The following is a 23,851-nucleotide window of genomic DNA, read 5'->3' on the forward strand; positions in this document are numbered from 1 at the left end:
AAACAGATCCGTTTGAGGTAAGTTTATTGGTCAAACAGAATATGTTGCCCCTATGCCGACTCCCCCGCGCCGTCTCGTCCGCCGTCGGTCCGTTCTCGCGGGTATCGGGGCCGCGTTCGGTGGCGTCGCGGGCTGTGTGGGGACCTCGGGAGGCTCCGGGGGGACAGGGACCGTCTCGATGCTCGCCGCGGGCAGCCTGAACAACGCATTGGAGAACGGTCTCCGGCCGGCCGTCGACGCGCGACTCCGCGTCGAGTCTCACGGCTCGGCGCAGGTCGCTCGCCTCGTCGCGGAGGGACAGAAGGACCCCGACATCGTGTCCTTGGCGGACGTGGCGCTGTTCGACGGCCCGCTCGATCCCGAGTGGTACGCGGAGTTCGCTACGAACGCGATCGTGGTCGCCTACAACCCCGAGACCGAGGGCGGACGGCGCGTGGCCGACGCCGGCCGCGACGGGTGGTATCGGCCGATCGTGTCGGGCGAGGTCGATCTCGGCCGGACCGACCCTGACCTCGATCCGCTGGGCTACCGGACGCTCTTCGCGCTCGAACTCGCGACCGACTACTACGGCACCGAACGGGACCTCCGGACTGCGATTCCCGAGCGCGACCAGATCTACCCAGAGACCCAACTCATCAGCCAGTTCGAGACGGGCTCGATCGACGCCGCGATCGCCTACCGCAGTATGGCCGTCGAGCGCGACTACGACTACCTCGATCTGCCCGCCGAGATCGATCTCAGCGATCCCGCGTTCGCGGAGTCGTACGCGACGTCGACCTACGAACTCCCGAGCGGGAAGGTAATCGAGGGCGGCCCGATCAGCTACGGCTCGACGATCAGACACGACGAGCCCTCCGTCCGCGACGTCTTCGAGGCGCACGTCGCGGGCGACTACCTCCCGGCGTATGGATTCGACCGGCCCGATGACCACCCCCGATACAGTGGAGATGTTCCCAGCGAAATCGCGGGCTAGGCCGATCGAGGGGCGGCTCGACTGGCTCTCGGTGGCGTTCGTTCTCGGTGCGGTGCTTCTGGTGTACTACCTGTTTCCGCTGGTGTCGCTCCTCGTGAGCCAGCCGCCGGGGGCCGTGATCCGCCGTCTGTCGAGTCCGGACGTCGTCGCAGCCGCGACGACCTCACTGGTCGCTGCGACCGCGAGCGCCGCCATTGCGACCGCGTTCGGACTCCCGCTCGCGTACTGGCTCGCACGCGCGGACGGGCGGATCGAGACCCTGGTGACCGCGCTCGTGGTCCTGCCGCTCGTCCTCCCGCCGATCGTCAGCGGGATGGTGCTTCTCACCGTGGTCGGCCCCGAGACGCTCGTCGGGCGGCTCGCCGCGGCGAACGGCCTCCCGCTGACGCGCTCGCTCGCTGGCGTCGTCCTCGCGCAGACGTTCGTCGCCTCGCCGTTCGTCGTCGTCACCGCGAAGGCCGCCTTCGAGAGCGTCGATCGGAGCCTCGAATACGCCTCGCGGTCGCTTGGAAAGAGCCGGCTCGTCACGGTCAGGCGCGTGACGCTTCCGCTGGCCTGGCCGGGCATCCTCGCGGGGATCACGCTGGCGTTCGCGCGCTCGATCGGCGAGTTCGGCGCGACGATTATGCTGGCGTACTACCCGCGGACGATGCCCGTCCAGATCTGGGTCTCGTTCACGACGCTCGGCCTCGATCGGGCGTTTCCCACCGCCGTCGTCCTCGTCGCGATCGCCGTCGCGACGCTCGTCGTGCTCAACGCCCTCGGGCGGAATCCACTGGAGTAGCGATGCTCGAACTCACAGACCTCACGAAGCGCTACGACGGGTTCGCGTTCGGCCCCCTCGATCTGACCGTCGAGGACGACGTCCTCGCGGTGCTCGGTCCCTCGGGGAGCGGCAAGACGACGTTGCTGTCGCTGATCGCCGGGATCGTCGAACCGGACGACGGAACGCTCGCACTGCGCGGGCGGTCGCTTGTCGGCACGCCGCTCGAATCCCGACGGACCGGACTCGTGTTCCAGGACGGCGCGCTGTTCCCGCATATGACCGCGCGTGAGAACGTCAGGTACGCGGCCGCAGACTCCGAGCGCGTCGACGAACTGGCCGAACGCCTCGAAATCAGCGGCATCCTCCACCGCAAGCCCGGACAGCTGTCGGGCGGCGAGCGCCAACGGGTGGCGCTGGCCCGAACGCTCGCCGCCAACCCGGACGTGTTGCTCTTGGATGAACCGCTATCGAGCCTCGACGCGCCGATCAGACGTCGCCTCCGGAGCGAACTGCACACGCTCTTCGACTCGCTTTCGATTCCGGTGGTCTACGTGACCCACGACCAACGCACGGCGACCGCACTCGGCGACCGAATGGCGATCTTTCGAGACGGCCGGATCGAACAGATCGGCGACGCCGAGTGCGTGCTCTGTGAGCCCGCGAACGAGTTCGTCGCCCGGTTCACCGGCACCGAGAACGTGTTCGACGCCGTCGGCGACGGCCGGTCGCTCCGAGTCGGCGACCGCACACTCAACGTCGACGAATCCGTCCCGGAGGGAGCTTCCGTGACGGCCTGTATCCATCCCTCCCGCATCGGACTCGTCTCGCCGGACGACCAAGCAGGTGACGAGGCGACTACCCTCCCGGGAACGGTGGACCACTGGCTCAACGAGGGCGGAGAGTACCGGATCGTCGTCGACGTCGAAGGAGTTCCGGCACCGATCGTCGCGGCGGTCCAGCCGCCCGTGTTCGAGGCGTTGCGCGCGGCCGACGGGACAGCCGTCCGCGTCGTGATTCCCCGCTCTTCCGTTCACCTCATCCGGTAGCGTTCCCCTACTCCGGCGTTTCGGCCCCGAGAACCGTAGAATTCTGGATGCCTGCTTTCGAACTGATCGTAGATCCGCTCACCAAATTCTATATAGCGAGATACAATATATCAGTCGCTCTCCGAACGGCTGTCGTGTCAATACAACGAATAGATGTGGCGCTCGTAGGTCTCTCGGACTCGATCGCCCCAGTTGTGGGTGTACGTGTCGATGATGTCGCCGCCGACGTCGCCGCGGAGATACTTGACGATCCCCCGGTCACCGGTCCGATCTCGGAGGTGCGTCGTGAAGAAGTGCCGAAAGTAGTGCGGGGTGACGTTCTCGTCGGCCCCCCCGCCGGATCGATGCCAGCCGGCGGCCTTCGCGTGGCGCTCGACGATGTGATGGACCATATCCGGCGTCAGCCGCGCCCCCCAGGTACCAGACGTGCTAGCGAACAGGGGCTCCGCGGGAGATCGTGTCGCCGGGCGCACGGCGAGCCAGCGACGGAGCGCCGTTTCGAGCTCCTCGTCCACCGGAACGACCGTCGCGCGCTTCCGCTTGTTGGACGCCGAGCGTTCCTCGTCGTTGAGGACCTCGCCGGCCGTGGGTTCGGCAGAGACGTACAGCGACGGTCCGCGGCCGTCAAGCTGCGTCCGGGAGACGACGTCGCCGTTCGTGACAGCACGTAGCGGTGTATCGTCGGCCAGGGAGACGTCGCGCAAGTCCAGATTGCAGAGTTCGCCGACCCGCATTCCGGTCTTCAGGAGGGTACAGACCACCGCGTGATCGAGCGGATGGGTGACGTCGCGGACGAACTCCCGCATCGCCGGCAGGGAGATCTCACGGCGAGACGGGTCGGTGTCGATCTGTTCGTCCATCTCCTCCATCACGAGCGCCATCGGATTCGAATCGAAGGTCCCGACCTGCGTCAGATACGCGTAGAATCGATGGAGGTACGAGGCGTACGTCGCGATCGTGCTGTCGGCCGCGTCGGAACGCCTGAGCGTGTGTATCCAGGCCATACAGTCCCGATAGGTGGCCTCAGCGACGTCTATCGAGGCGTTCTGTGGATTCGCGCCGGGATCAGCGAGGAACGCCTCAAACCGTCTGAGAACCCGCTCGTACGCCTCGCGAGTCCTTTCTGACTTCCCGTGGTAGGTCATATCCTCCAGGAAGTAGGCGATCGGATCTTCGGGCCGCTCTGTGGTGACCGATTCACCGCTCATCGACGCCCTCCGCGGACTCCGCGAGGGTGTACCCGCCGTGACGACCGCTGTACTGCACGGCGTTCGACGCCTGTAACTCCTGGAGCGTCGCGTCGAGTCGGTCTTCGATATCGTCTGTCAGCTCTGCCAGCAGTTCGTCCCACGAACGGTACTCGGATGCCGAGAGGACGCGCTTGACGCGGCGCTCGAAGCCGTCCTCCGGATCGTTGGTCCGGTCGGACTCGGGGGTCGACGCCCCGGAATCGGCCTCATCTCCGTCCGTCGTCAGCGAGGGGACCTCGAAGTCTCGCCGCCCGGCCTGGACCATCGTACGAACGAACTCGCTTTGGCTCATTCCCAGCTCCTCGGCGTGGGTCGCCCACCGCTCTTTCTGATAGGCCGGCACGTACGTCATCACCGTGGTCCGCTCCGTATCCGATCCCTCAGTCGACATAGAACCGACTGCGAACGCGATCCACTTCAGTGTTTGCAGATACCAGGATAAGAGAGATTAGGTGTGTTTGTAAATGCGTCAAACGAGGGTTTGAGTTTAATTATTTGTGTGACTATGAGCAAATTTAGCAAGAGAGAATATACTTACACATCTAATATTTGTTGGATGCAAAAGGTCATAGTATGCCTGAGAAATCCCGCTATTTCTTCGATTACGATTTCCGATGAACAACTTCGATTCGGTGTCGGCGGGAACGAAAATCCAAAATCGGATCGGGGGTCTTCGGAACGTTACCCCTGGGGTCGATGGGGTGAAGAAGCCCTTCCAGATGTGAAGTCTCAAAAACAGTTTCGCCCGAATTGACGTGGTTTCTCGAACTCATCGTTCTCGACTCAATCACGTAGTGTTGAGATAGCGAACAGAGGTCCCCCATAATTGGTACAACGAGAATTCGACGGACTGTGAACGACATCCGTCTCCTCACTTCCCACGATGGTTCGTGACTGGAGTTCGCACCCGCTCGGTGGGAGGTCAGATTTTCGGATGCATTCGAATGGAGACTGCCGTTCGATTCCTGACCACCGCACTGATTCGATAGCGAGCGCGGTGAATCCCATTAGAGCGCATCAAGCCATCAGCGAGTGGGATTCTTCGTAGATACAGCCGATCTTCGGAGCCCGTGTGCAGGTAGATATGCGGAATCCTGGCCAACTACGGCTCCACTGAACTGTGCTGGGAATCACGAGTCAGTTCTCGCTACACAGGAACCAAAGCGGTCCTCACGAAAGGGTAGGATCTATTGGTCCCGACGCACGGGGACCTCCGGACGCTGAACGAGTCTGCGTCATCCGTTTTTGCATTCTCTTCTCGTCTAGTTTCGATCGACAGTAATATTTGGTAACATTCTACATATCCACGACTGTCTTCGCTCGCACTTGTAAATTATATACCGCTATATCGATTGGCCGGTGCTCACGCTATGCAATTTGGTTGTAAATTGGCACATCCGTGACGCGACTGAGTAACAGGAACTCAGATAGTCCGGATCCTACCGATCGCCGAATTAGATCGGTAAAATCGGTCACTTACCCTCGCTCACGGACAAACGCCAAGAATCGATCACCGAGAGCCACCAAGAGAGTCGGACGGAAGTAGCGGAGGCCGTGACGAGCGGCCCGTCAGTAAACTCAATCATCCGCCGGGACTTCCCGTTCGCGGCCTCGCTCGATCACGCCGTCGGTCCAGGTGCCGCGCCGGAAGTACAGTCCCGAGATGAGCACCATCGCGACGTTGGCGAGGGCGATCCCGTACCAGACGCCGGTCGCGCCGAGATCGAACCACGCGAGCAGGACGTATGCCGGCGGCACGCGGAGGAGAATCAGCCCGAGCACGCCGAAGATCATCGCCAGCCGAGTGCTTCCGCTCCCGCGGTAGGCGCCCTGGAGGACGTGGAACACGCCGAGGAAGGCGTACGTCGCGCCGACGATGCGGAGGTACTCGGCCCCGACCGCGACGACGCGTGTGGCGTCGGGGCCGGTGATGAAGACGTCGACGATGGCGGCCGCACCGAGATACACGATCACGGAGACGACGGCGAGCACGACAGCGGTAATGGCAGCGCTCGCGACGACCGACTGCTTCGCCCGGTCGGGCTGCTTCGCGCCGAGGTTCTGCCCGACGATCGTCTCCGTCCCGCGCGCGAGGCCGAGCGCGGGCAGCACGACGAGCGAGGTGACCCGCGTTCCGATTCCGTAGGCCGCGACCGCGTCGGCGCCAGCGAGCGCGACGAGCGCGGTGACGACCGTCACGCCCAGGGACTGGGTGCTCATCTCGATGCTGGCCGGGCCGCCGATCCGGACGATCTTTCGGATCGTCTCGCGCGTGGGAACGAAATCACGCGGTGCGAGGTGGATCCCGACGCGGCCGGAGAGCAAGAGCCCGATCGCGACGACGGCCCCTAGGCCCCGCGAGGCGATCGTCGCGATCGCCGCGCCCTGGACGCCGAAGCCGGTGAATCCGGTCGCGGCGAACAGGTCCGCCTGCAGCGCCGTCAGGCCCGCGACCTCGAACAGGAGATTGTCCTGGAAACCGAGGATCAGGAAGGGATCGGCGACGACGTTGAGCACGACGCCGAGGAGCATCAGGTACAGCGGCGTGCGGGTGTCGCCCCAGCCCTGGAGGAGCGACTGGAAGATGAAGAAGCCGAAGACGAACGGGATCCCCAGAAACATCGTCCGTGTGTAGGTCACAGAGAGGGCGAACACCTCGGTCCCGGGCGTCGCGCCGATCAGTCGGAGCAGCCACGGCGCCAGCGCGTAGCCGACTACCGAGAGCAGAACCGACGCCCCGATGACGAACGCGATCGTCTGCCCGGCGACCGCGCTGATCCGATCAAGGTTGCCCGCGCCCTTGTTCTGAGCGACGAGGACCGTCCCGGCGACGGTGAAGCCGGCGGCGAGGGTGATGATCAGGAAGACGATCGCCCACGAGAACGAGAGGGCGCTGACCGCGTCCTGGCCCAGTCGACCGACCCAGAAGGTGTCCGCGAGGTTGTAGGCGACCTGCAGGAGGTTCGTGAGCACGATCGGCAGCGACAGCACCACGAGCGGCTTGAGCAGGGGGCCGTCGGTGACGTTCACCGCGCGCCGCCCGCCCGAATCGGGGGCGTCGCTCCCGCTCATCGTTCCGCTCCCGTCGGGAGCGCGTCGTCGGTCGGAGGGCGGTCGCGGTGGACCAGTTGCAGTGCCGTCGTCAACGTCGTAGTGGTATCAGGTCCCGCTGGATAGCGGTTGCGTTCCGCGCCCGCGAGGACGTCGCGGACGCGGTCACGCGTCGGCGACGCGTCGGCGGAGACGGGCGGCGACGACGCCGACCACGAACGCGATCCCGACGTTCGTCGCCACGCCGAGGAGCCCGACCCCGACGGTGATCGGGAGGTCGTCCGTATCCAGGCCGGCTCGGCCCAGTTCGACGGCGATGACCGCGAGGACGACGCCCAGCATCGAGAGGGGAAAGGCGGCCACCGCGCCGACCGCGACGACGGCCGCGAGCGCGTAGAGGACGCCGAGGATCACGTTCGCGCCGGCGGTCCGGGCGCCGAAGGCGTACTTGCCCGCGACGCCGCCGCTGCCGTGGCACATCGGCATCGCGCCGACGGGGATCGCGAGGAGGTTCATCGCGCCCATACTGCTCGCGAGGTCGTCGGCGGAGACGTCGGCGTCGAAGTAGTCCGAGAGCAGGAGCGACGTCGCCACGGCGGCGTTGCCGACCGTCATCGCGAGCTGGCCGACGGTCGCGCCGACGGCGTCGGTCGAGAGCGCGACGGCGCCGGGAGGGACGAACGCGAGCGTTGGGAGGTGCGGGCTCGGCATCCCGGTCTCGGCGAGCGCGACGGCGATCCCGACCGCGAGGACCGCGAGCGTGCTGCCCCGACGGTATCCGACCGCGACGGTCCCGGCGACGACGCCGATCGCGACGAGCGCGTACACCGGGCCGCCGAGGCTCAGTTCGACGCCCGTGCGGAGGAGCACGAGCCCGACCGCGAGCTGGACGCCGCGGATCACCGGCCGGTCGACGTAGCGCTCGATCCGGGCCAGCGTCCCCGTCGCGCCGACGGCGAGCAGCGTGACGCCCGCGAGCAGGCCAGCCGCCGCGAGCTCCGACGGCGTGAGCGAGCCCGCGATCACGAGCGCGGCGAGCGCCTTCATCGGCTCGACGGAGATCGGGAGCCCGTAGTAGAGCCCCCAGACGACCTGGAAGACCGCGAAGCCGAGCAGCAACCGCGACAGCGAGAGGTCCGTGAGCGCCGCGACCGCGACGACGACCGGAAGAACCGTAACCGAATCCCCTAACGCCCCGGTCAGCTCGCTCCGGGAGAGTTCGAACCCCGAGAGCCGCCGGACGCGAGCGAGGTTCTCCATCACATTCGTACAGTATCCGGCCCTACATAACCGCTTGGTTCGGAAGGCGGATTCGGCTAGGAAGTAGATTCCGCCGTGTCAGGTCTGCGATCGCGATCAGTGGTGACGGTTACCCACTCCGAAAACGAAACCACGTACGGTTTCGTTCGTCGATGTCGACGACGGCGCGGACGCGATCAGACGGAGATGCCGCGGGTCGCCGTCGCCTTGAACGAGACGACCACGTCGCTTCCGGGCGCCAGCCCCAACTTCTCGCGGCTGTCCTGAGTGACAAGCGCCAGGAGCGGCTCCTCGGTCCCGATATCGACGGCGATCCGGGCGATGCGCTCTCCCGACTCGACGCCGGTGACCGTCCCCGAAAAGCGGTTTCGCGCGCTCGTGTGCTCGGGGACGGGGGTGTCGGCGGGGTCGGTCAGCGTCACGGCGTCGGCGCGGATCGACAGCTGTACGCGGCCCTCGCCCTCTGGGACGAGTGCGCGGACGGGCCCCGCGTCGGTGTCGACGGTGACGAGCTCGCCGTCCCGCGCCGTGATCTCGCCCTCCAGGACCGTCTCGGCGATGTCGGCGACGCCCTCGAAGCTCTGTTGGGTCCGCTCGAAGGCCGTGAGGAGATCGTTGGCGGTCTCTGTGAGTTCGCTCCCGCCGCCGCCGGACCCGCCGCGACGGCGCTCGACGAGCGATCCGAACGCCTCTTCGAGTTCGACGACGCGCCGCTGGGCGTGTGCGTACGATCGGCCGAGGACCTCCGCGGCGTGATTGAGCGAGCCCTCCCGGTCGATGGCGCGCAGGAGCGCGGCGTCGCGGGCGTCGAGCGTCACGCCGTCGTTCCGGATGTAAGCGTCGAACGAGGGGCGAACGTCCATAGCTGTTCTTCGTGGCCGCGAGCAAAAGCATTATGTCTCCGCTGATAAAACGGGGATGTATCTATGTCGGAACAACGATCCGAACGCAGAGACACAGCAGAGAGCGGATGGAGAAAGGCAGCCTCCCGTCGACAATACCTGACCGCAGCCGGTGCCGCGGGCGTCGCCGCCCTCGCCGGGTGTTCGGGCGGTAATAGCGGTGGCGGAGGGTCCGAAGACACCGAGACGGAGGCCTCCGGGGGCGACTCGACCGCCACCGAGACCGGGACGCCGACCGCGACTCCGATGGGTGACTCGATGACGATCTTCCACGCGGGGTCGCTCGCGCCGCCGTTCAGCGAGGCCGAGCCGCAGTTCGAAGAGGAGTACGGCGTCGACGTCACTCGCGAGGCGAAGGGCTCAGTCGCGTCGACCCAGAAGATCACCCAACAGGGTCGCTCGGCCGACGTCCTCGGCGTATCGGACTTCCGGCTGATCCGGAACCGGATCCTCCCGGACTACGGCGACTGGTACGCCATCTTCACGACGAACTCGATGTCGATCCAGTACCGCGAGGACTCCCCCGGCGCCGACGAGATCTCGTCGGACAACTGGTGGGAGATCCTCACCCGCGACGACGTCACCATCGGCCACTCCGATCCCGCAGTCGACCCCGGCGGCTACCGCGCGGTGATGTCCCAGCAGCTCGGTGCGATCGAGTTCCAGGGCGAGCGCCTCTACGACGACGCCACCTACCAGCAACTCCGGGAGAACTCGACGGTCCCGACGGGCACCGAGACCAACCTCGAAGGCCAGCTCGAATCCGGCGAGCTCGACTACGTCTTCTACTACCAGTCGATCTCAGCGAGCTCCGGCCTCCCGTACGTCGACCTCCAGCCCGAGGTCGACCTCTCGCGGGCGAACAGCGAGTACGCAGAACACTACGCGAAGGCCGAGGTCGAGACGGGCTCGGGGACGTTCACCGGCGCGCCGATCGCCTACGGGATCACCGTCCCCTCCGTCGCGGAGTCTCCGGGCCGCGGCGCCCAGTGGGTCGAGTACTTCGCGACCGACCCCGGCCGGACCGTGCTCGAGGACTTGGGGCTCGTGCCGGTCGATCCGATCGTCGTCCCGGCGGGCGCCGAGGACGCCGTCCCCGACAGCGTGATGGAGGTCGCGAGCGCGCAAGAGAACCTCGGCCCGCTGGAGCTATAGGCGGGGCCGCTCTCTTCTGGACTCACGATGGCCACAGAGACCGGACCCCGACTGGACGTCGACGCCGGCGGGATCAACAGCGCCGCGCTCGTCGCCGCGTTCGTCGGCCTCCAAGCGGTCGCGTTCGCGGCGGCGTACACCGCCGGGCGCCCCACGTGGTACGCCTACTTTATGATCGGGAGCACCGCGGTCACCGCCTACGCGCTCGACGGCTCCTCGTTCGTCGTCGCGAGCGCGACGCTCGGGAGCGTCCTCGTCGTCGCGCTCGGCCTGCCGCTGTTTATGTTCGTCGCGCGGCAGACGCCGTCGCTCGTCGTCGAGAAGGCCCTCGATCCCGGCGTTCACCGCGTGCTGTACCTCGGCGTCTACGGGCCGCTACTGGCGGCGCTCCTCAGCCTCGCGTTCGGCGTCCCGCTGGCGCACCTGCTGGCCGAGGGCTTCCGCGGCCAGCCGCTCGTCGAGAGCCTCGTCGACCTCCCGCTCGTCGTGCCGCACTCCGTCGCCGGCATCCTGATCCTCTTCGGCTTCGGGAAGGGCGGCGCGTTCCCCAACGTCTCCGTGCTGGGGTCGATGATCGGGATGGTACTCGCGATGGCGTTCGTCGCGGCGCCCTACGCAGTCAACGCCACGCGTGAGGCGTTCGAGGCGATCGACAACCGCCTCGAATACGCCTCTCGGATCCACGGCGCGAACCGCTGGGAGACCTTCCGCCGGGTCACGGGTCCGCTGGCCGCCCGCGGGATGATCACCGGCGGCGTGCTGGCGTGGGCCCGCGCCGTCTCGGAGTTCGGTGCGGTCGCCGTCGTCGCCTACAGCGTGGAGTTCTTCTACCCGTTCGAGGGCGGGGACGTGACCGCCCAGCACGCCCCGGTGTTCGTCTACAACACCTACCTCCAGGGCGGCCTCGAGGAGAGCGGCGCCGTGGCCTTCCTGCTCTTGGCGGTCTCTGCGGTCATCTTCCTGATCGTCCGCTACCTGACCGACGACAACACGATGGGGGGTGTGCCGTGAGCTACCTCGCCGCGGACGTCGTCTCGACGTTCACCGCCGAAGGGGCCGAGCCGTTCACCGTCAACGCCGGCGTCGAGGTCGGGGCGGCCGAGAATCTGGTCATCCTCGGGCCGTCGGGGAGCGGCAAGACGCTCCTCCTGGAGTCGATCGCGGGCTTCCACGAACACGACGGCACCGTGACCGTCGACGAGACCGACATCACCGACCACGCTCCGGAGGACCGCGACTTCGGCTTCGTGTTCCAGGACTACGCGCTGTTCCCGCATATGACCGTCCGCGAAAACGTCGAGTACGGGGCGCGCTACCGGGACTCGTCGCGCGAAGCCGACGAACTGCTCGCAGAACTCGGCGTCTCCCACCTGGCCGAGCGGAACCCGCCGACGCTCTCGGGCGGAGAGAAACAGCGCGTCGCGCTCGCCCGCGCGCTTGCGGTGCGTCCGGACGTCCTCCTCTTAGACGAGCCGCTCGCCGCGTTGGACGTGCCGACGCGGCAGTTGCTGCGGGACGATCTCGTCGACGTCCTCGCGGACGTGACCTCGATCTACGTCACGCACAACCGCACGACTGCGCGGGCGATCGCCGATCGGATCGCCGTGATGCAGGACGGGAGCGTCGTCCAGCGCGGCACGCCCGAGGAGGTGTTCGAGCGGCCCGAATCCCCGACAGTCGCGAGCTTCACTGGATCGAACGTCGTCGACCTCACGTCGGCACCTTCGCTGCGCTCGCGCCTGAACGGGACGCTCACGAACGCCGAGACGGACTCGGGGTCCGAGCCCGAGCGCGTCGCGATCAGGCCGGAGGCCGTCCGCTTCGACGGAGACGCGAGCGGCGACGGCGACGTCCGCGCGCGGGTCGAACGCGTCGTCCGTGAGGACGCGACGAACCGCATCACGCTGGCCTTCGACGACGTGACCGTCGAGGCGTTCGCCGACCGCCCGCCGGAGGTCGGCAGCGAGATCGTCGTCTCGTTCCCGCGCGACCGGCTCCACCCCTGCTGACGGCCGACCCCGACCCTCTCACTCACTCAGCTTCGACCGGCTCGATCAGGCTCGGGTCGTCGTTCGCGGGGCTGTTCACCCGCGTCGAGACCGGATGGGCCGTCCACTCCTCGCCGGGGTGCGGATCCAGCAGTTCCGCGGCCTCGTCGGTCGAGCCGTGGAGCCACTTTTCCTCCTCGTCGGGGTCGAGGACGACCGCCATCCGGTGGTGGAGGTCGGCGACGACGTCGTTGGGCTCGGTCGTGACGATCGCGAACGACTCGATCGTCTTGGGCTCGGTGTCGGTCGCGCCGCCAGCGCCGAAGTCGCCGAGGCCGGTCTGGGTGTGGGACGGCTCCCAGCGCTCCCACAGGCCGGCCATCGCGAACGGGCGATCGTCGTCGAGCGCGACCCGGTAGGGCCGTTTGGTCTCCCCCTCCTGCACCCACTCGTAGAAGCCGTCGGCGGGGACCAGACACCGGCGGCGCTCGTAGGCCTCCGAGAAGGAAGCCTTCTCGGAGACCGTCTCCGCGCGGGCGTTGATGCGGTCGTTGCCGGCGGACTCGTCGTCGGCCCACGAGGGGATCAGTCCCCACTTGAGGCGGCGGAAGGTGTCCGGTGCGTCGTTCCTGACGACCGGCAGCGACTGCCCCGGCGCGCAGTTGTACCGCGGCCCCGGCGGCTCCGCGAAGGTCGCATCGAACCGCGCTTCGAGCTCGTCGGCGGGCGTGAAGAGCGTGTAGCGGCCGCACATACCCGCCCCTGGTCGCCCGGGGGGAAAACGGAATCGGCCGTGGCGTTGCCCGCGTCCGTCCGACACCCTTAGGCCCCCGCCACCCCCTGACTCGGATATGCGAATCGAGAACAGCTTCGTCCCCGCGGAGGGCGTCGGCGAGGCCCGCGAGCGCTCGCTGTGGGAGGCCGGAATCGTGCGGTGGGCGGACTTCGACCCCGACCGCGCGCCGCTCGGCCCGAAGACGAGCGAGCGCGTCGAGTCCTTCCTCGCCGAGGCGCTCGAACGGCTCGACGACGGCGACGCGCGCTACTTCGGCGAGCGGTTCCCCGCCAAAGAGACGTGGCGCTTCTACGAGAACTTCCGCGACGAGGCGCTCTTCTTCGACATCGAGACGACCGGCCTCGACGCTCACACCGAGGATGTCACCACCGTCTCCGTCACTCGCGGCGGCGAGACCACGACGCTCGTCCGCGGCGAGAACCTCACGAGCGAGGCGCTCGCCGAGCAGTTCCGGGGCGCGCCGCTCGTGATCTCCTTCAACGGCAAGCAGTTCGACGTGCCCTTCCTCGAACAGAACTTCGAGGTCTCTATCGACGCGCCGCACTTAGACCTCATCTATCCCTGCCGGCGCATCGACCTGACGGGCGGCCTGAAAGCGATCGAGACGGAGGTCGGCATCGACCGCGACCGCCCGGATCTCTCGGGGCGGGACGCCGTCCGGCTCTGGTACCGCTACGCCCGCGACGGCGACGACGACGCGCTCGACACGCTCGTCTCGTACAACCGCGACGACACCGAGAACCTCCGGAACCTCGCCGACGTCGTCGCCCGCCGGCTCCACGAGACGTCGATCGGCGCGGTCGCCGGCGAGCCAGCCGGAATCCCCGACCCGCGCTGAGGAGACGTTCGCTCGCCGACTTTTTGGCGAACCTAAAAGTTCAAATATCCCCGGCGGAAACGGCGGGTAATGACCGAGTACACCTTCGACGACCTCGCGGTCGTGATGGGGACCTACAACGAGGAGGCGGCCATCGAGACAGTCCTGGCAGACATCGACGACGTCACCGACGGCTGCGCGGAGGTCGTCTGCGTCGACAGCTCCGACGACCGGACCCCCGAGATCGCCCGCGAGCACGGCGCGACGGTGATCGAACAGCCGCCGATGGGCTACGGCTACGCCGTCCGGGAGGCGGTGCTCACGCCCGACCGACCGGTGGTCGTCACGACCGACTGCGACGACACCTACCCGATGGAGAAGCTCCCCGAGTTTCTGGATCTGATCAACGAGGGCTACGACGTGGTCTCCGGCGACCGGCTCTACCACGGCGCCGACGCGATGCCCGACTTCAATCGCCTGGGCAACGTCGCGTTCGCGCTCGTCGCGTCCGCGCTGATGGGCGAGCGCGTCCACGACACCACGACCGGGATGCGCGCCTACCGACGGGAACTCCTCCACGACATCGAGTGGACCGAGAACACCGGGCTGTCGGCCGAGCTCCTCATCCGGCCGCTGATGCGGGGCTACGAGGTCCGCGAGGAGCCGATTCCCTATCGCGAGCGCGCCGGCGAGACGAAGCTCGATCCGCTCGGCGGCGGCGCGGCCATCGCGAAGTCGATCGTGAAGGTGTGTCTCGAAGAGCGGTTCGGGTAGCGCGGCCGACGCGGAAGGCGGATCAGCGGATGATGTCCTTGATCCGCCGGGGTTCGCCGCTCAGCGCGGGGTTTTCCTCGACGATCTTCAGTACCTCGTGGTCGGTGACGTCGGGGTAGGACTTCTCTGTCGCCTCCTCGATGAGTTCCTTTTCGAGGCGGAACTCGGTCCCCTCGTAGACGACGTCGACGCCGTCCTCGTCGAAAGAGAGTGCGGTCATACGCGGATCTACTCGGCCGCGGAGTAAAAGCCCATCAGTCCGCGTCGCGGCGGGGTCGCTCCCGACCGCTCGTCCGACGGGCGTCTGACGCGCCGTTTATTACGACGCGTGCGCTGATGCGGAGTGTGGCACTCGGGAAGGACCCGCTCGACGCCCTGGAGATCCCCGACGGGACGACCGTCGAGGAGCACGACCTCGTGACCGACGGCGACGTCGTCGTCGGCGGGCAGAGCACCGTCGAGTTCGGCGTCCGCGGCCGGAACGTCCTCGCCGGCGAGCGCGTCACCTTCGGCGGCGACATCGAAGCCGAGGGCGACTGCCGGCTGGACGTCTGGTGCGACGTCGCCGGCAACGTCCTCGTCGGCGAGGACGCCTACCTCGGCGAGCGCGTCCACATCGGCGGCCGGCTGATGGTCTCCGGCGACCTCGACATCGGCGACGACGTCGACATCGAGGAGGGCTTCGAGGCCAACGGCTGGATCGTCATCCGCAATCCGGTGCCGACGCTCGTCTTCTACTTCGTCGTCCTCTCACAGCTCCTCCGCCTGGGCGAGAACGACGCGGCCGACGAACTCGCGGAGGCGCTCTCCGGCGACAGCGAGGACGACCCGCTCGTGATCCCGCGGGGGTCGACCGTCTCCGACGACGCCTGGCAGGCCTCGACGCCCGCGGTCGTCGGCGACGGCTGTCGGCTCCACGGCAACATCCGGGCCGAGCGGCTCGAAGTGGGCGAGGACAACAACATCTTCGGGAGCCTCCGCGCCCGCGGCGACATCTCGATCGCGGAGGGCACCCGGATCCACGGCGACGTGACGACCCGCGACGGGACGGTCACGATCGCCGACGGCGCCCAGATCCTCGGTGACGTCTCCTGCTCGGCGCTGGAACTCCACGACGGCGCGGAGGTCGACGGAACGATCCGCGCCCAGGGCGACGTTCGGCTCGTCCGCTCGAACGCCTCCCGCGACGCGGAGTGACAGGTCCCCGATAAGAGTCGAGTCGCGGACGAGATCTTATATACTGTACCGCGGCCAGCGCCGCCGTGACGTAGCGACGGCCCCGCGCCGGCCGCGGTTGTCCGGCCACCCGGTGCGGGCGAGGCGACGGACGGCCGGCTGTTTGCCCCTTGGGAAACTCAAAGACCCCTTTGTGCCATCGGCGCGTCTTTCCCGTGAGGTGTCGTACCCGTATCCGTGATGACATCGAGACGCACGCTTGCGACCCTCGCGCTCGTCGCGCTCGTCGCGCTGGCCGGCTGTGGCGCGACCGGCAGCGGCGGCGCGGGCGGCGGCGACGCCGGCGGCTACGAACAGGCCACCCAAGCGGCCGCGGGGCCGGAAGCCACCGGCGCCCCGACGGGAACCGCCGTCGCGCGGGACGCCGCGAGCGGCTCCGGCGGCGACGGCGGGGGCGGAGGCGGTGACGCCGTGAACGTCCAGGAGCGACAGGTGATCAGGACCGGAACCGTGGTCGTCGAGGTCGACGACTTCGAGCGCGCCCGGGCGGACATCACCTCGACGGTCGAAGGCTACGGGGGCTACGTCAGCGACACCGCTCAGGACCGCCGCGAGATCGACAACGAGACCTGGGTCCGCGGACAGGTCGTCCTGCGCGTGCCACAGGACCGCTTCGAGGGCCTCGTCGAGGACGCGAAGGCGCTCGGGGAAGTCGAATCGGTCGAGACCAACGCCCGCGACGTCACCGGACAGATCGTCGACATCCAGGCCCGACTGGAGAACCTCCGCGCGGAGCGCGACCGCCTGCGCGAACTCTACGATCAAGCGAACACCACCGAGGACGTGCTGGCCGTCCAGCGCGAGCTCTCGGACGTCCAGGGCGAGATCGAGCGCTTGGAGGCCCGACTGCAGTCCCTGCAGAATCAGGTCGCCTACTCGACGCTGACAGTCAGGCTGGAGGAGCCGCGGCCGACGCCGAACCGCGTCGCGCCCGATCGGTGGTACGACACGCCCGTCGTCTCGGCGTTCCTGCAGTCGGTCGACGGCGTCGTCGTGGTCGCCAGAGCGATCGTCGTCGGGCTTGCCTACGCGCTCCCGTACCTCATCGCGTTCGGCCTCCCGGTGGTGCTCGTCGGCGGCGCGATCTGGCGGTACCGCGGCCGGATCGGCCTCCCGAGCCGCGGCAACGGCGACTGATTCGAGCTACTCCGCGTCCGTCTCGTCTGCTTCGCCGCCCTCCTCGCTGTCGGCGCCCGGCCCGTCGCTGACGGTGACCTGTGCCTCCCGGACGACCGATCCGGCCATCTCGTAGCCGGGGCGGTATACCTCCGCGACCGTTCCCTCGGGCTGGTCGGCGTCCTCGACGCGCATCAGTACCTCGTGGCGCGTCGGGTCGACGTCCTCGCCGGCCGCCGGCTCGATCGCCGAGACCTCCTCCTCGTCGAGGATGCGGTCGAACTCCTCCAAGGTCGATTCGATCCCCGGGCGGATGTCGGCGTCCTCGTCCTGGTCGAGCGCGCGCACGAGGTTGTCGCGGACGCTGACGATCCGGCCCACGAAGTCCTCCGTGGCCCGCTCGCGGATCTCCTCCTGGCGCTTCTTCGCGCGCTTCTTGTAGTTCTTGAAGTCCGCCTTCGAGCGCTTCAGCGCCGACTCCAGTTCCTCGATGCGGCCGTCCCGTTCTTCGAGCTCGGATTCGAGATCGGCGACTCGCGACTCCAGCGCCGCGACCTCGTCGGCGAGCGCCTCGTCGTACTCCGCCACTCGGTCGGCGAGATCCGATTCCTCGTGGTCGTCCCCGGAGCCCGCCCCGTCGGCGTCCGCCTGCTCGTCGGGTGCGGCGTCGTCGGACACGTCCGCGTCCGCATCCGCCTGCGCGTCCGTGGCCTCGTCGTCCGCGTCTACGTCGGAGTACTCGGCGGCCGCGGTGCGGCTCTCGGGGGACTCATCGCTCATATCCGGTGAGAGTGGACGACGAGCCTTAAACGTGTAGAAAGGGGGTCGACCGGCGGGACCGCTGCGCTACTGTACTCTACTGGTACATCCCGATCGGCCGGGCCTGGGTGCTCTCCTCGCCGGCCTCCTCCATCCGCTTGGCGAGGCGCTCTTTCGCCTGTCGGATCTGCTCGGCGCGGTCGACGAGGTCGTCGACGGGCACGTCCAGCCCCGTCAGCGGTTCGATGCCCTGCTTGATCAGGATCCGGGCCGCCTCCGGGTCCGGGAACCGCGGGTCCGATTCGACGACCAGCCCGACCGCCGTCCGCCCGGACTCGACGGCGTGATTCAGGAGGACGCCCGTCGGTCCCGAGACGAGGCCCATCTCGTGTGGGACCTCGATCCCGACCTCGGAGATCCGATCGACGCCGTCGGCGATGCCGAGGCCGTACAGCGACGGGACGGTGCCCTGGTCCTTCTCCCGCGGGATCCCCGAGAGGTACAGCGGCGTCACGTTCAGTTCGTCGAACCACCCGGACAGGCAGTCGGCCAGTTCGACGGCGGCGTCCGGTCGGATCGGGACGTCGCTCTGGAGGACGAGCAGGTCGCGGTCGGCGTCGGCGTAGATCCGGACCGGCGGTCGGAGCTCGGCGTCGTCCTCGGCGTAGACCGCGACCTTCGGCAGCCCGTCGCAGTAGACGTTGGCGTAGTGGACCATCTCGAACTCCTCGACGAGGTGGTCGGCGGCGATCTTGCCGACGAGGCCGACGCCCGGGAACCCCTCGACCAGCGACGGTTCCGACAGCGACACGTCGGCGGCGAGCGTGGAGATGCGAGCCATACGGTCACCACGGCGCCGACCGTGGTAAAACCGCTGGGAACCGGACCGAACCACCGTGCTCGGAGGGGAGTCGCGGAACCGACACCCACAAGCGGGCCCGCCGAGTTGCCTCCCCTATGGAACCACTCGAGCGGTACGCGTCGCTCGTCGACGACTTCGACGCGTTCCGCAGGGCGTGCGAGCGGCCGCTCCCCTCGGTCGTCCGCGTCAACACCCTGAAGGCCTCCGTCGACCGCGCCCGCGAGGCGCTCGACGACGAGGGTGTCGACTACGAAGTCACCGACTGGCATCCCGGAATCTTCCGGCTCGACGAGCGCGGCCCGGGGACGTCGTGGCCGTACTTCCACGGCTGGCTCCACGGCCAGGAGGAGGTATCGGCGCTGCCCGCGCTGGCGCTCGATCCACGGCCGGGAGACGTCGTCTGGGACGCTTGCGCCGCGCCGGGGAGCAAGACCACCCAGCTCGCGGACCTGATGGACGATTCCGGCCTCCTGATCGGCAACGACAACAACCTCGGGCGGCTCTCGGCGCTCCGGCACAACGCCGAGCGCCTCGGGATCACGAACCTCGCGGTGACGAATCAGGACGCGCGGAACTTCTCGTTCAAGCCGTTCGGCGACCGCACCGACCACGACAACCGAGTCGAGGCCTTCGACCGCGCGCTCGTGGACGCGCCCTGCTCGTGTGAGGGGACGATCCGCAAGAATCCCGACGCTCTGGACCGCTGGTCGATGGACCACGTCGAGAGCGTCGCGGGCATCCAGAAGGGCATCCTCCGGCGGGCGATCCAGGCGACGCGACCCGGCGGCACCGTCGTCTACTCGACCTGTACCTTCGCGCCCGAAGAGAACGAGGCCGTCCTGGACCACGCGCTCGAATCCGAGGACTGCGAGCTCCGCGAGTGGGAGGCCCCCGACGGCTTCGAGACGGATCCGGGCGTCACCGAGTGGGACGGCGAGGAGTACGATCCGGCCGTCGAGCGGGCCCACCGCGTCTACCCGCACCGCAACGACACGGGCGGGTTCTTCTGTGCGAAACTGGAGGTGACGGGATGACTGACGAGACGGAGGACGGTAGCGGCGGCGACCCGCCCGAGAACGACGGTCAGCGGTTCGACCGCCTGCCGGCGACGCCCGACGAGCGCGAGGTCCCGGGGCGGCCGGCCCGCTCGGAGGTCGTCGACTGGTGGCACGACCGCTACGGGATCCCGCCGGAGATCTGGGACGACTACACCTTCTGGGAGAAGGGCAACGGCAAGCTCTGGGCGTTCGCCGCCGACGTCGTCTCCCCCATCTCAGTGGAGGGGCTCGGGCTGCGGATCCTCCGCGCGCGCCAGGAGCACTGGAAGCCCTCGACGAACGCGGTCCAGCGGTTCGGCGGTGCGGCGACCGAGAACGTCGTCGTCCTGGGAGGGGAAGAGGCCGAGCGCTTCGCCCGCGGCGACGACCAGGACCTGCCGCGCTGGGACGGCGACTGGGGCTACGTGATCGCCGCCCACGATATCGCCGGCGACGTCGACCCGATCGGCGTCGGGCTCTACCTCCACGGCGAACTCCGGTCGACGATCCCGAAGGGCCGCCGCGAGGACCTCTCGTAGCGCTACGGCTCTTTCTCCTCGATCGTCCCGCCGCCGAGGCTCTCCCACGCGACCCGATAGCCGAGCCGCGAGAGGACGGCGGATGTGTCGTCGATGCCGCGGTCCGCCAGCACCGACTCGGCCTCCGACAGCGACAGCCCCGGCTCGATGTCCGCCGCGAGCGCGTCGAGCACCGCCGGGCGAATCAGCGTCCGACCCACGCGCTCGTGCTCGGGGAACGACACCGACTCGATGGCTGAGGCGCTCACGCCGTGGTCGCGCGCCAGGGTATCGAGGTGGACCACGTCGTCGTCGGGGACGAGCGAGTCGGGGAGCGATTCCGCCGCGGCGTCGACCAGGGCCGACTCGTACTCCCGGAGGGCGTCGACGACGTCCTTCACGCGCACCCGATCGGTGAAGGTGACCACCCGGTGGTCGAGGGCCTTGATCTCCTCGCCGACGCCGAGGGACTCGTCGACCGCGACGAGAAGTTCGACGTCGTCGTCGACGCTTCCGAACTGGTCGAGCTTCTTCTCGACGTACTCGGGCGTCCAGAACCCCATCACCTCGAAGAACACCCGGAGCGCGGGCGCGTCGGCGCCGCCGGGCCGGTAGTCGAACGCGAAGTCGGGGATCATCGCCCGCGCGCCCGCCGCGAGCGGCTCGGGCTCCCGCGAGAGTTCCCAGTCGAGGTCGAGGCCGGCGAACCGGGCGGCGAAGTCGGCCTCGACGCCGCTGTCGTAGGTCGGTTCCGCGACGGGATCGACGTCCGGCACGGAGACGTCCCCCGAGTCGAGCCGGAGTTCGCGCTCGGTGCCGCGGTCGTCGATCGTCGCCGACAGCGACCACTCGGCCGTGCCTGCGACGCTCCGCAGGAGGCGCGCGAAGGCGGTCCCGTAGCGGCGAGTCCGCCGGAAGAGCGCGTCGGGGCCGGTCACGACGAGCTCGCGCTCGGCGATGCTGTCGTCCGCGTGGCCTCCGCTCCCTCCCTCACGACGGATCTCGTACATCAGACCGAGGCGTTTGACGGCCGAGACGAGCCGCTTCGGGTCCGAGCTCCGGACGCGGACCTCCGTCGCGTCGAAGAGGGCGGTCTGGGCCAGCGAGAGGTTGTACTGCTCGATGAGCTGGTCGGGATCCCACCGCGGCTCGAACGACGACAGCACCTCGTTTACCTCCCGATCGGCGTACAGCGACGTCTCGATGGACTCGACGTCGGTCCCGAGCGCGTCGGCCGCCGTCTCCAGCGCCTCCAGCCGGTCGCTCTCGGTCACGACCGCGCCGACTCCCTCCGCGGACTCGAAGACGACGCGCCTGACCCGCTCGGGCGGGTGCGGCGCGCGCGTCTCGAAGACCCCCTCGCGTTCTACGAGCGCCGCGAACCCGCGGACGAGCTTGAAGTCGTCGGCGTCGCGTTCGAGGTCGTCGAGCGCCTCGTCCAGGCGCCGGCGCGGCTCGCCGACGTGCCCCTGGAAGACGCCGATGACGCGCGCGGCGAGCGGCCGGTCCTCGCGTCCCGCGAACTGCGGATGGTAGCCGCCGCCTGCCCTGGAGACCCGGAGGAGGTCCTTTCGCAGCACGCTCCCGCGTTGGCGGCCGCGGGCCAAGAGCGTGCCGCTCTCGCAGGTCCCGAGGAGAAGACTCATCACCACGGCCGGCCGTTCGTGGCACGATGGACCGACGCACCGTACTCGCCGCCGCGGCCGGGTCGCTCTCGGCGCTTCTCGGCGGCTGCCTCGGCGCGGCGCCGGGAGCGACGGGTCCGCGCCACCCGCCCGACGCGCCCGCCGGCGAACCCCGCCGAACGACGGCCCCGCCCCCTCTCAGCGTCGGCACCTTCGACTTCGAGGCGACGGACGCGGGCGACCTCCGCGTGTTCGGGACGGTCCGGAACCGAAGCGACGCCGAGCGGACCGCGACCGTGACGGTCACCGTCGGCCTCGGCGACGAGGAGTTCGAGCGGGAGGCGTCGCTCGCGGTTCCCGCGGGGGAGACGGCCGAGTGGTCGGTGACGTTCGACGTCGCCTACGAGCGGTTCACGACGAACGGGAATCTCAGCGTCGACGTCGCCTGAGCACCGTCTCGATCACACTGATCACACTCACCGGCGCCGGTCCGCGACGCGCTCTTCGGCGGTCTCCTCGCTCACGACCTCGTACAGCAGCGCGCGTCCGCCGTCGTCCTTCGGGCGGAGGATCCGTCCGAGCCGCTGGGTGAACTCCCGCTCGGAGCCCGACCCGGCGAGCACGACCGCGACGTTGGCGTCGGGGACGTCGACGCCCTCGTCGAGAACGTTCGCGGTCACGACCCGCGAGTACGTCCCGTCCCTGAATCGGTCGAGGATCTCCCGGCGCTCGCTCGCGCCGGTCTCGCTCGTGATCGCCGGAAGCAGGTACCGCTCCGAGAGCCGATAGACCAGGTCGGTGTGGGCCGTGAAGACGATCACCCGGTCCTCGCGGTGGCGATCGAGCAATCGGCCGAGCGTCTCCACCTTCGCGTCGGCGTTCATCATGATCCGCCGGGCGCGCTGCTTCGCCAGGAGCGCCTCGCGGGCCTTCGGATCGTTGCCGGAACGCATCACCAGCTTCCGGTAATCGGAGCCGCTCTTCAGCGAGAGGTTCGAGCGCTTGAGGTAGTCGACGAAGGTCCCCTGGGCCGCCTCGTAGGCCTCGCGCTCCTCGGGGCCGAGTTCGACCTCGACGCGCCGGACCTCGTAGTCCGCGAGGTGCTCGCCCGCGAGGTCGTCGACGCCGGCCTCGTAGACTTTCGGCCCGACGAGGTCCTCGATGATCTCGTGGGCGCCGTCGGGGCGCTCGAAGGTCGCCGTCAGCCCGAGGCGGGCGGGCGCGGCCACGAGCCGCGCGACGTCGCGGTAGCCCTCGCCGCCGAGGTGGTGGACCTCGTCGAAGACGACGAGCCCGAAGTCGCCGCCGACGTCTTCGGCGCGCAGGTACGCCGAGTCGTAGGTCGAGACCGTGATCGCCTCCTGGGTCTGCTCCCCGCCGCCGAACTGCCCCACGGGGACGTCGAACTCGGTCTCCAGTTCGCGCTTCCACTGGTCGAGGAGGTCGATCGTCGGGACGACCACGAGCGTCGGCACCCCGAGTCGAGCGATGACGTCGACCGCGAGGACGGTCTTCCCGGCGCCCGTCGGGAGTTCGACGACGCCGCGGTCGTCGCCGGCGCGCCAGGCGTCGATCGCCTCCTCCTGGTACGGGCGGAGGTCGTACGCGTGCGACAGCGAGAGGGACGTCTCCGGGAGCACCCGATCCTCGAAGCGGACGTCGGCCTCGCGGAGCGCGCGCCGGAGGTCGGCGTAGCGGTGGGCGGGCGCGCGAGCGACGAGGCCGCGGTCGTCCCAGGCGACGCCCGGGAGCGAGTCGGACCCGACGTCGGACTCGTCGAGCCCGTCGATCCGGATCGTTCCGTCCTCGAACCGGAACGTGAGCACAGGCGTGAGTCCGTCGCGGTCGTATTTATATGTGGGCCGGTGGCACCGGGCGCGACGTCGCCGCCGCCGCGACGGCGCGCTTTTCACACTCGGG

General features: G+C 68.5%; 24 protein-coding genes. 13 read left to right on the forward strand and 11 right to left on the reverse strand.

What is annotated here, in order from left to right; translation table 11 throughout:
• Positions 1-52: 52 nt before the first annotated feature.
• From OS889_RS09995 to OS889_RS10005, 3 genes are read left to right on the forward strand one after another with little or no spacing between them, the layout of a single operon-like run.
• Positions 53-973: an extracellular solute-binding protein gene (locus tag OS889_RS09995; RefSeq protein WP_372389557.1), complete on the forward strand. Its 921-nt coding sequence runs from the start codon at positions 53-55 to the stop codon at positions 971-973.
• On the forward strand, positions 948-1,757 hold the full coding sequence (locus OS889_RS10000; RefSeq protein ID WP_372389559.1) for an ABC transporter permease subunit: 810 nt from the start codon (positions 948-950) through the stop codon (positions 1,755-1,757). Before OS889_RS09995 ends, OS889_RS10000 begins: the two co-directional genes overlap by 26 nt.
• Positions 1,758-1,759: 2 nt before the next feature.
• Positions 1,760-2,785 carry an ABC transporter ATP-binding protein gene (locus OS889_RS10005; protein ID WP_372389560.1) on the forward strand — a complete coding sequence of 342 codons (1,026 nt, stop codon included), beginning with the start codon at positions 1,760-1,762 and terminating at the stop codon, positions 2,783-2,785.
• A gap of 137 nt (positions 2,786-2,922) precedes the next feature.
• Here OS889_RS10005 and OS889_RS10010 read toward each other — a convergent pair whose 3' ends face one another.
• From OS889_RS10010 to OS889_RS10030, 5 genes are all read right to left on the reverse strand, one after another.
• Positions 2,923-3,993 carry a tyrosine-type recombinase/integrase gene (locus OS889_RS10010; RefSeq protein ID WP_372389562.1) on the reverse strand — a complete coding sequence of 357 codons (1,071 nt, stop codon included), beginning with the start codon at positions 3,991-3,993 and terminating at the stop codon, positions 2,923-2,925.
• Positions 3,983-4,426, reverse strand: coding sequence for a DUF5805 domain-containing protein (locus tag OS889_RS10015; protein ID WP_372389563.1), 444 nt, complete (start codon positions 4,424-4,426; stop codon positions 3,983-3,985). The genes OS889_RS10010 and OS889_RS10015 overlap by 11 nt, the downstream gene beginning before the upstream one ends.
• 1,187 nt (positions 4,427-5,613) lie before the next feature.
• Complete coding sequence (locus OS889_RS10020; protein ID WP_372389566.1) at positions 5,614-7,107, reverse strand: MATE family efflux transporter; 1,494 nt, start codon at positions 7,105-7,107, stop codon at positions 5,614-5,616.
• Between the two features lie 144 nt (positions 7,108-7,251).
• Complete coding sequence (locus tag OS889_RS10025; RefSeq protein WP_372389568.1) at positions 7,252-8,346, reverse strand: putative sulfate/molybdate transporter; 1,095 nt, start codon at positions 8,344-8,346, stop codon at positions 7,252-7,254.
• Between the two features lie 176 nt (positions 8,347-8,522).
• Positions 8,523-9,209: a TOBE domain-containing protein gene (locus tag OS889_RS10030; protein WP_372389569.1), complete on the reverse strand. Its 687-nt coding sequence runs from the start codon at positions 9,207-9,209 to the stop codon at positions 8,523-8,525.
• 63 nt (positions 9,210-9,272) lie between these two features.
• On the opposite strand from OS889_RS10030, the gene OS889_RS10035 reads away from it, so the two are divergent.
• Genes OS889_RS10035 through OS889_RS10045 form a run of 3 tightly spaced genes read left to right on the forward strand, consistent with a single transcriptional unit; the run spans position 9,273 to position 12,412 of the window.
• The gene (locus OS889_RS10035) at positions 9,273-10,403 is read left to right on the forward strand and encodes a substrate-binding domain-containing protein (RefSeq protein WP_372389571.1); all 1,131 of its coding nucleotides are present in this window, start codon (positions 9,273-9,275) and stop codon (positions 10,401-10,403) included.
• Between the two features lie 27 nt (positions 10,404-10,430).
• Positions 10,431-11,414, forward strand: coding sequence for an ABC transporter permease (locus tag OS889_RS10040; protein WP_372389572.1), 984 nt, complete (start codon positions 10,431-10,433; stop codon positions 11,412-11,414).
• Positions 11,411-12,412 (forward strand): ABC transporter ATP-binding protein, encoded by a 1,002-nt coding sequence (locus OS889_RS10045; RefSeq protein ID WP_372389574.1) that lies wholly within the window; start codon positions 11,411-11,413, stop codon positions 12,410-12,412. Before OS889_RS10040 ends, OS889_RS10045 begins: the two co-directional genes overlap by 4 nt.
• 22 nt (positions 12,413-12,434) lie before the next feature.
• Here the strand turns inward: OS889_RS10045 and OS889_RS10050 are convergent, their stop codons facing one another.
• A complete protein-coding gene (locus tag OS889_RS10050) occupies positions 12,435-13,145 on the reverse strand; it encodes an SOS response-associated peptidase (RefSeq protein WP_372389575.1) in 711 nt (236 codons plus the stop codon).
• 97 nt (positions 13,146-13,242) lie between these two features.
• Here OS889_RS10050 and OS889_RS10055 point away from each other — a divergent pair, with 97 nt between their 5' ends.
• The gene (locus tag OS889_RS10055; RefSeq protein WP_372389577.1) at positions 13,243-14,025 is read left to right on the forward strand and encodes a ribonuclease H-like domain-containing protein; all 783 of its coding nucleotides are present in this window, start codon (positions 13,243-13,245) and stop codon (positions 14,023-14,025) included.
• Between the two features lie 69 nt (positions 14,026-14,094).
• Positions 14,095-14,778 carry a dolichyl-phosphate hexose transferase gene (locus OS889_RS10060; protein ID WP_372389578.1) on the forward strand — a complete coding sequence of 228 codons (684 nt, stop codon included), beginning with the start codon at positions 14,095-14,097 and terminating at the stop codon, positions 14,776-14,778.
• A 22-nt stretch (positions 14,779-14,800) separates the two neighbouring features.
• On the opposite strand, the gene OS889_RS10065 is transcribed toward OS889_RS10060, so the two are convergent.
• On the reverse strand, positions 14,801-14,998 hold the full coding sequence (locus OS889_RS10065; protein ID WP_372389579.1) for a DUF5800 family protein: 198 nt from the start codon (positions 14,996-14,998) through the stop codon (positions 14,801-14,803).
• A gap of 125 nt (positions 14,999-15,123) precedes the next feature.
• Between OS889_RS10065 and OS889_RS10070 the strand changes: the two genes are divergently transcribed.
• Together OS889_RS10070 and OS889_RS10075 are read left to right on the forward strand one after the other, a co-directional pair.
• Complete coding sequence (locus OS889_RS10070) at positions 15,124-15,975, forward strand: polymer-forming cytoskeletal protein (protein ID WP_372389580.1); 852 nt, start codon at positions 15,124-15,126, stop codon at positions 15,973-15,975.
• 219 nt (positions 15,976-16,194) lie between these two features.
• Positions 16,195-17,151, forward strand: coding sequence for a DUF4349 domain-containing protein (locus tag OS889_RS10075; protein ID WP_372389581.1), 957 nt, complete (start codon positions 16,195-16,197; stop codon positions 17,149-17,151).
• A gap of 6 nt (positions 17,152-17,157) precedes the next feature.
• Here OS889_RS10075 and OS889_RS10080 read toward each other — a convergent pair whose 3' ends face one another.
• A complete protein-coding gene (locus OS889_RS10080) occupies positions 17,158-17,910 on the reverse strand; it encodes a nucleotide exchange factor GrpE (protein ID WP_372389583.1) in 753 nt (250 codons plus the stop codon).
• A gap of 76 nt (positions 17,911-17,986) precedes the next feature.
• Positions 17,987-18,730, reverse strand: a complete 744-nt coding sequence (locus OS889_RS10085) for a proteasome assembly chaperone family protein (RefSeq protein ID WP_372389584.1) — start codon at positions 18,728-18,730, stop codon at positions 17,987-17,989.
• A 116-nt stretch (positions 18,731-18,846) separates the two neighbouring features.
• Here OS889_RS10085 and OS889_RS10090 point away from each other — a divergent pair, with 116 nt between their 5' ends.
• Together OS889_RS10090 and OS889_RS10095 are read left to right on the forward strand one after the other, a co-directional pair.
• Positions 18,847-19,785 carry an RsmB/NOP family class I SAM-dependent RNA methyltransferase gene (locus tag OS889_RS10090; protein ID WP_372389585.1) on the forward strand — a complete coding sequence of 313 codons (939 nt, stop codon included), beginning with the start codon at positions 18,847-18,849 and terminating at the stop codon, positions 19,783-19,785.
• Positions 19,782-20,327, forward strand: a complete 546-nt coding sequence (locus OS889_RS10095) for a DUF7122 family protein (protein ID WP_372389586.1) — start codon at positions 19,782-19,784, stop codon at positions 20,325-20,327. The genes OS889_RS10090 and OS889_RS10095 overlap by 4 nt, the downstream gene beginning before the upstream one ends.
• Positions 20,328-20,329: 2 nt before the next feature.
• Here the strand turns inward: OS889_RS10095 and OS889_RS10100 are convergent, their stop codons facing one another.
• Positions 20,330-21,886: a DUF790 family protein gene (locus OS889_RS10100; protein WP_372391597.1), complete on the reverse strand. Its 1,557-nt coding sequence runs from the start codon at positions 21,884-21,886 to the stop codon at positions 20,330-20,332.
• Between the two features lie 92 nt (positions 21,887-21,978).
• Here OS889_RS10100 and OS889_RS10105 point away from each other — a divergent pair, with 92 nt between their 5' ends.
• Entirely contained in the window at positions 21,979-22,380 is a 402-nt protein-coding gene (locus OS889_RS10105; protein WP_372389587.1) for a transcriptional initiation protein Tat, read from the forward strand.
• Between the two features lie 27 nt (positions 22,381-22,407).
• Here the strand turns inward: OS889_RS10105 and OS889_RS10110 are convergent, their stop codons facing one another.
• A complete protein-coding gene (locus OS889_RS10110) occupies positions 22,408-23,757 on the reverse strand; it encodes a DEAD/DEAH box helicase (protein ID WP_372389588.1) in 1,350 nt (449 codons plus the stop codon).
• Between the last annotated feature and the right edge of the window lie 94 nt (positions 23,758-23,851).

This window comes from Halobellus sp. MBLA0158, from assembly GCF_041477585.1.
Lineage (GTDB): Archaea > Halobacteriota > Halobacteria > Halobacteriales > Haloferacaceae > Haloquadratum > Haloquadratum rubicundus.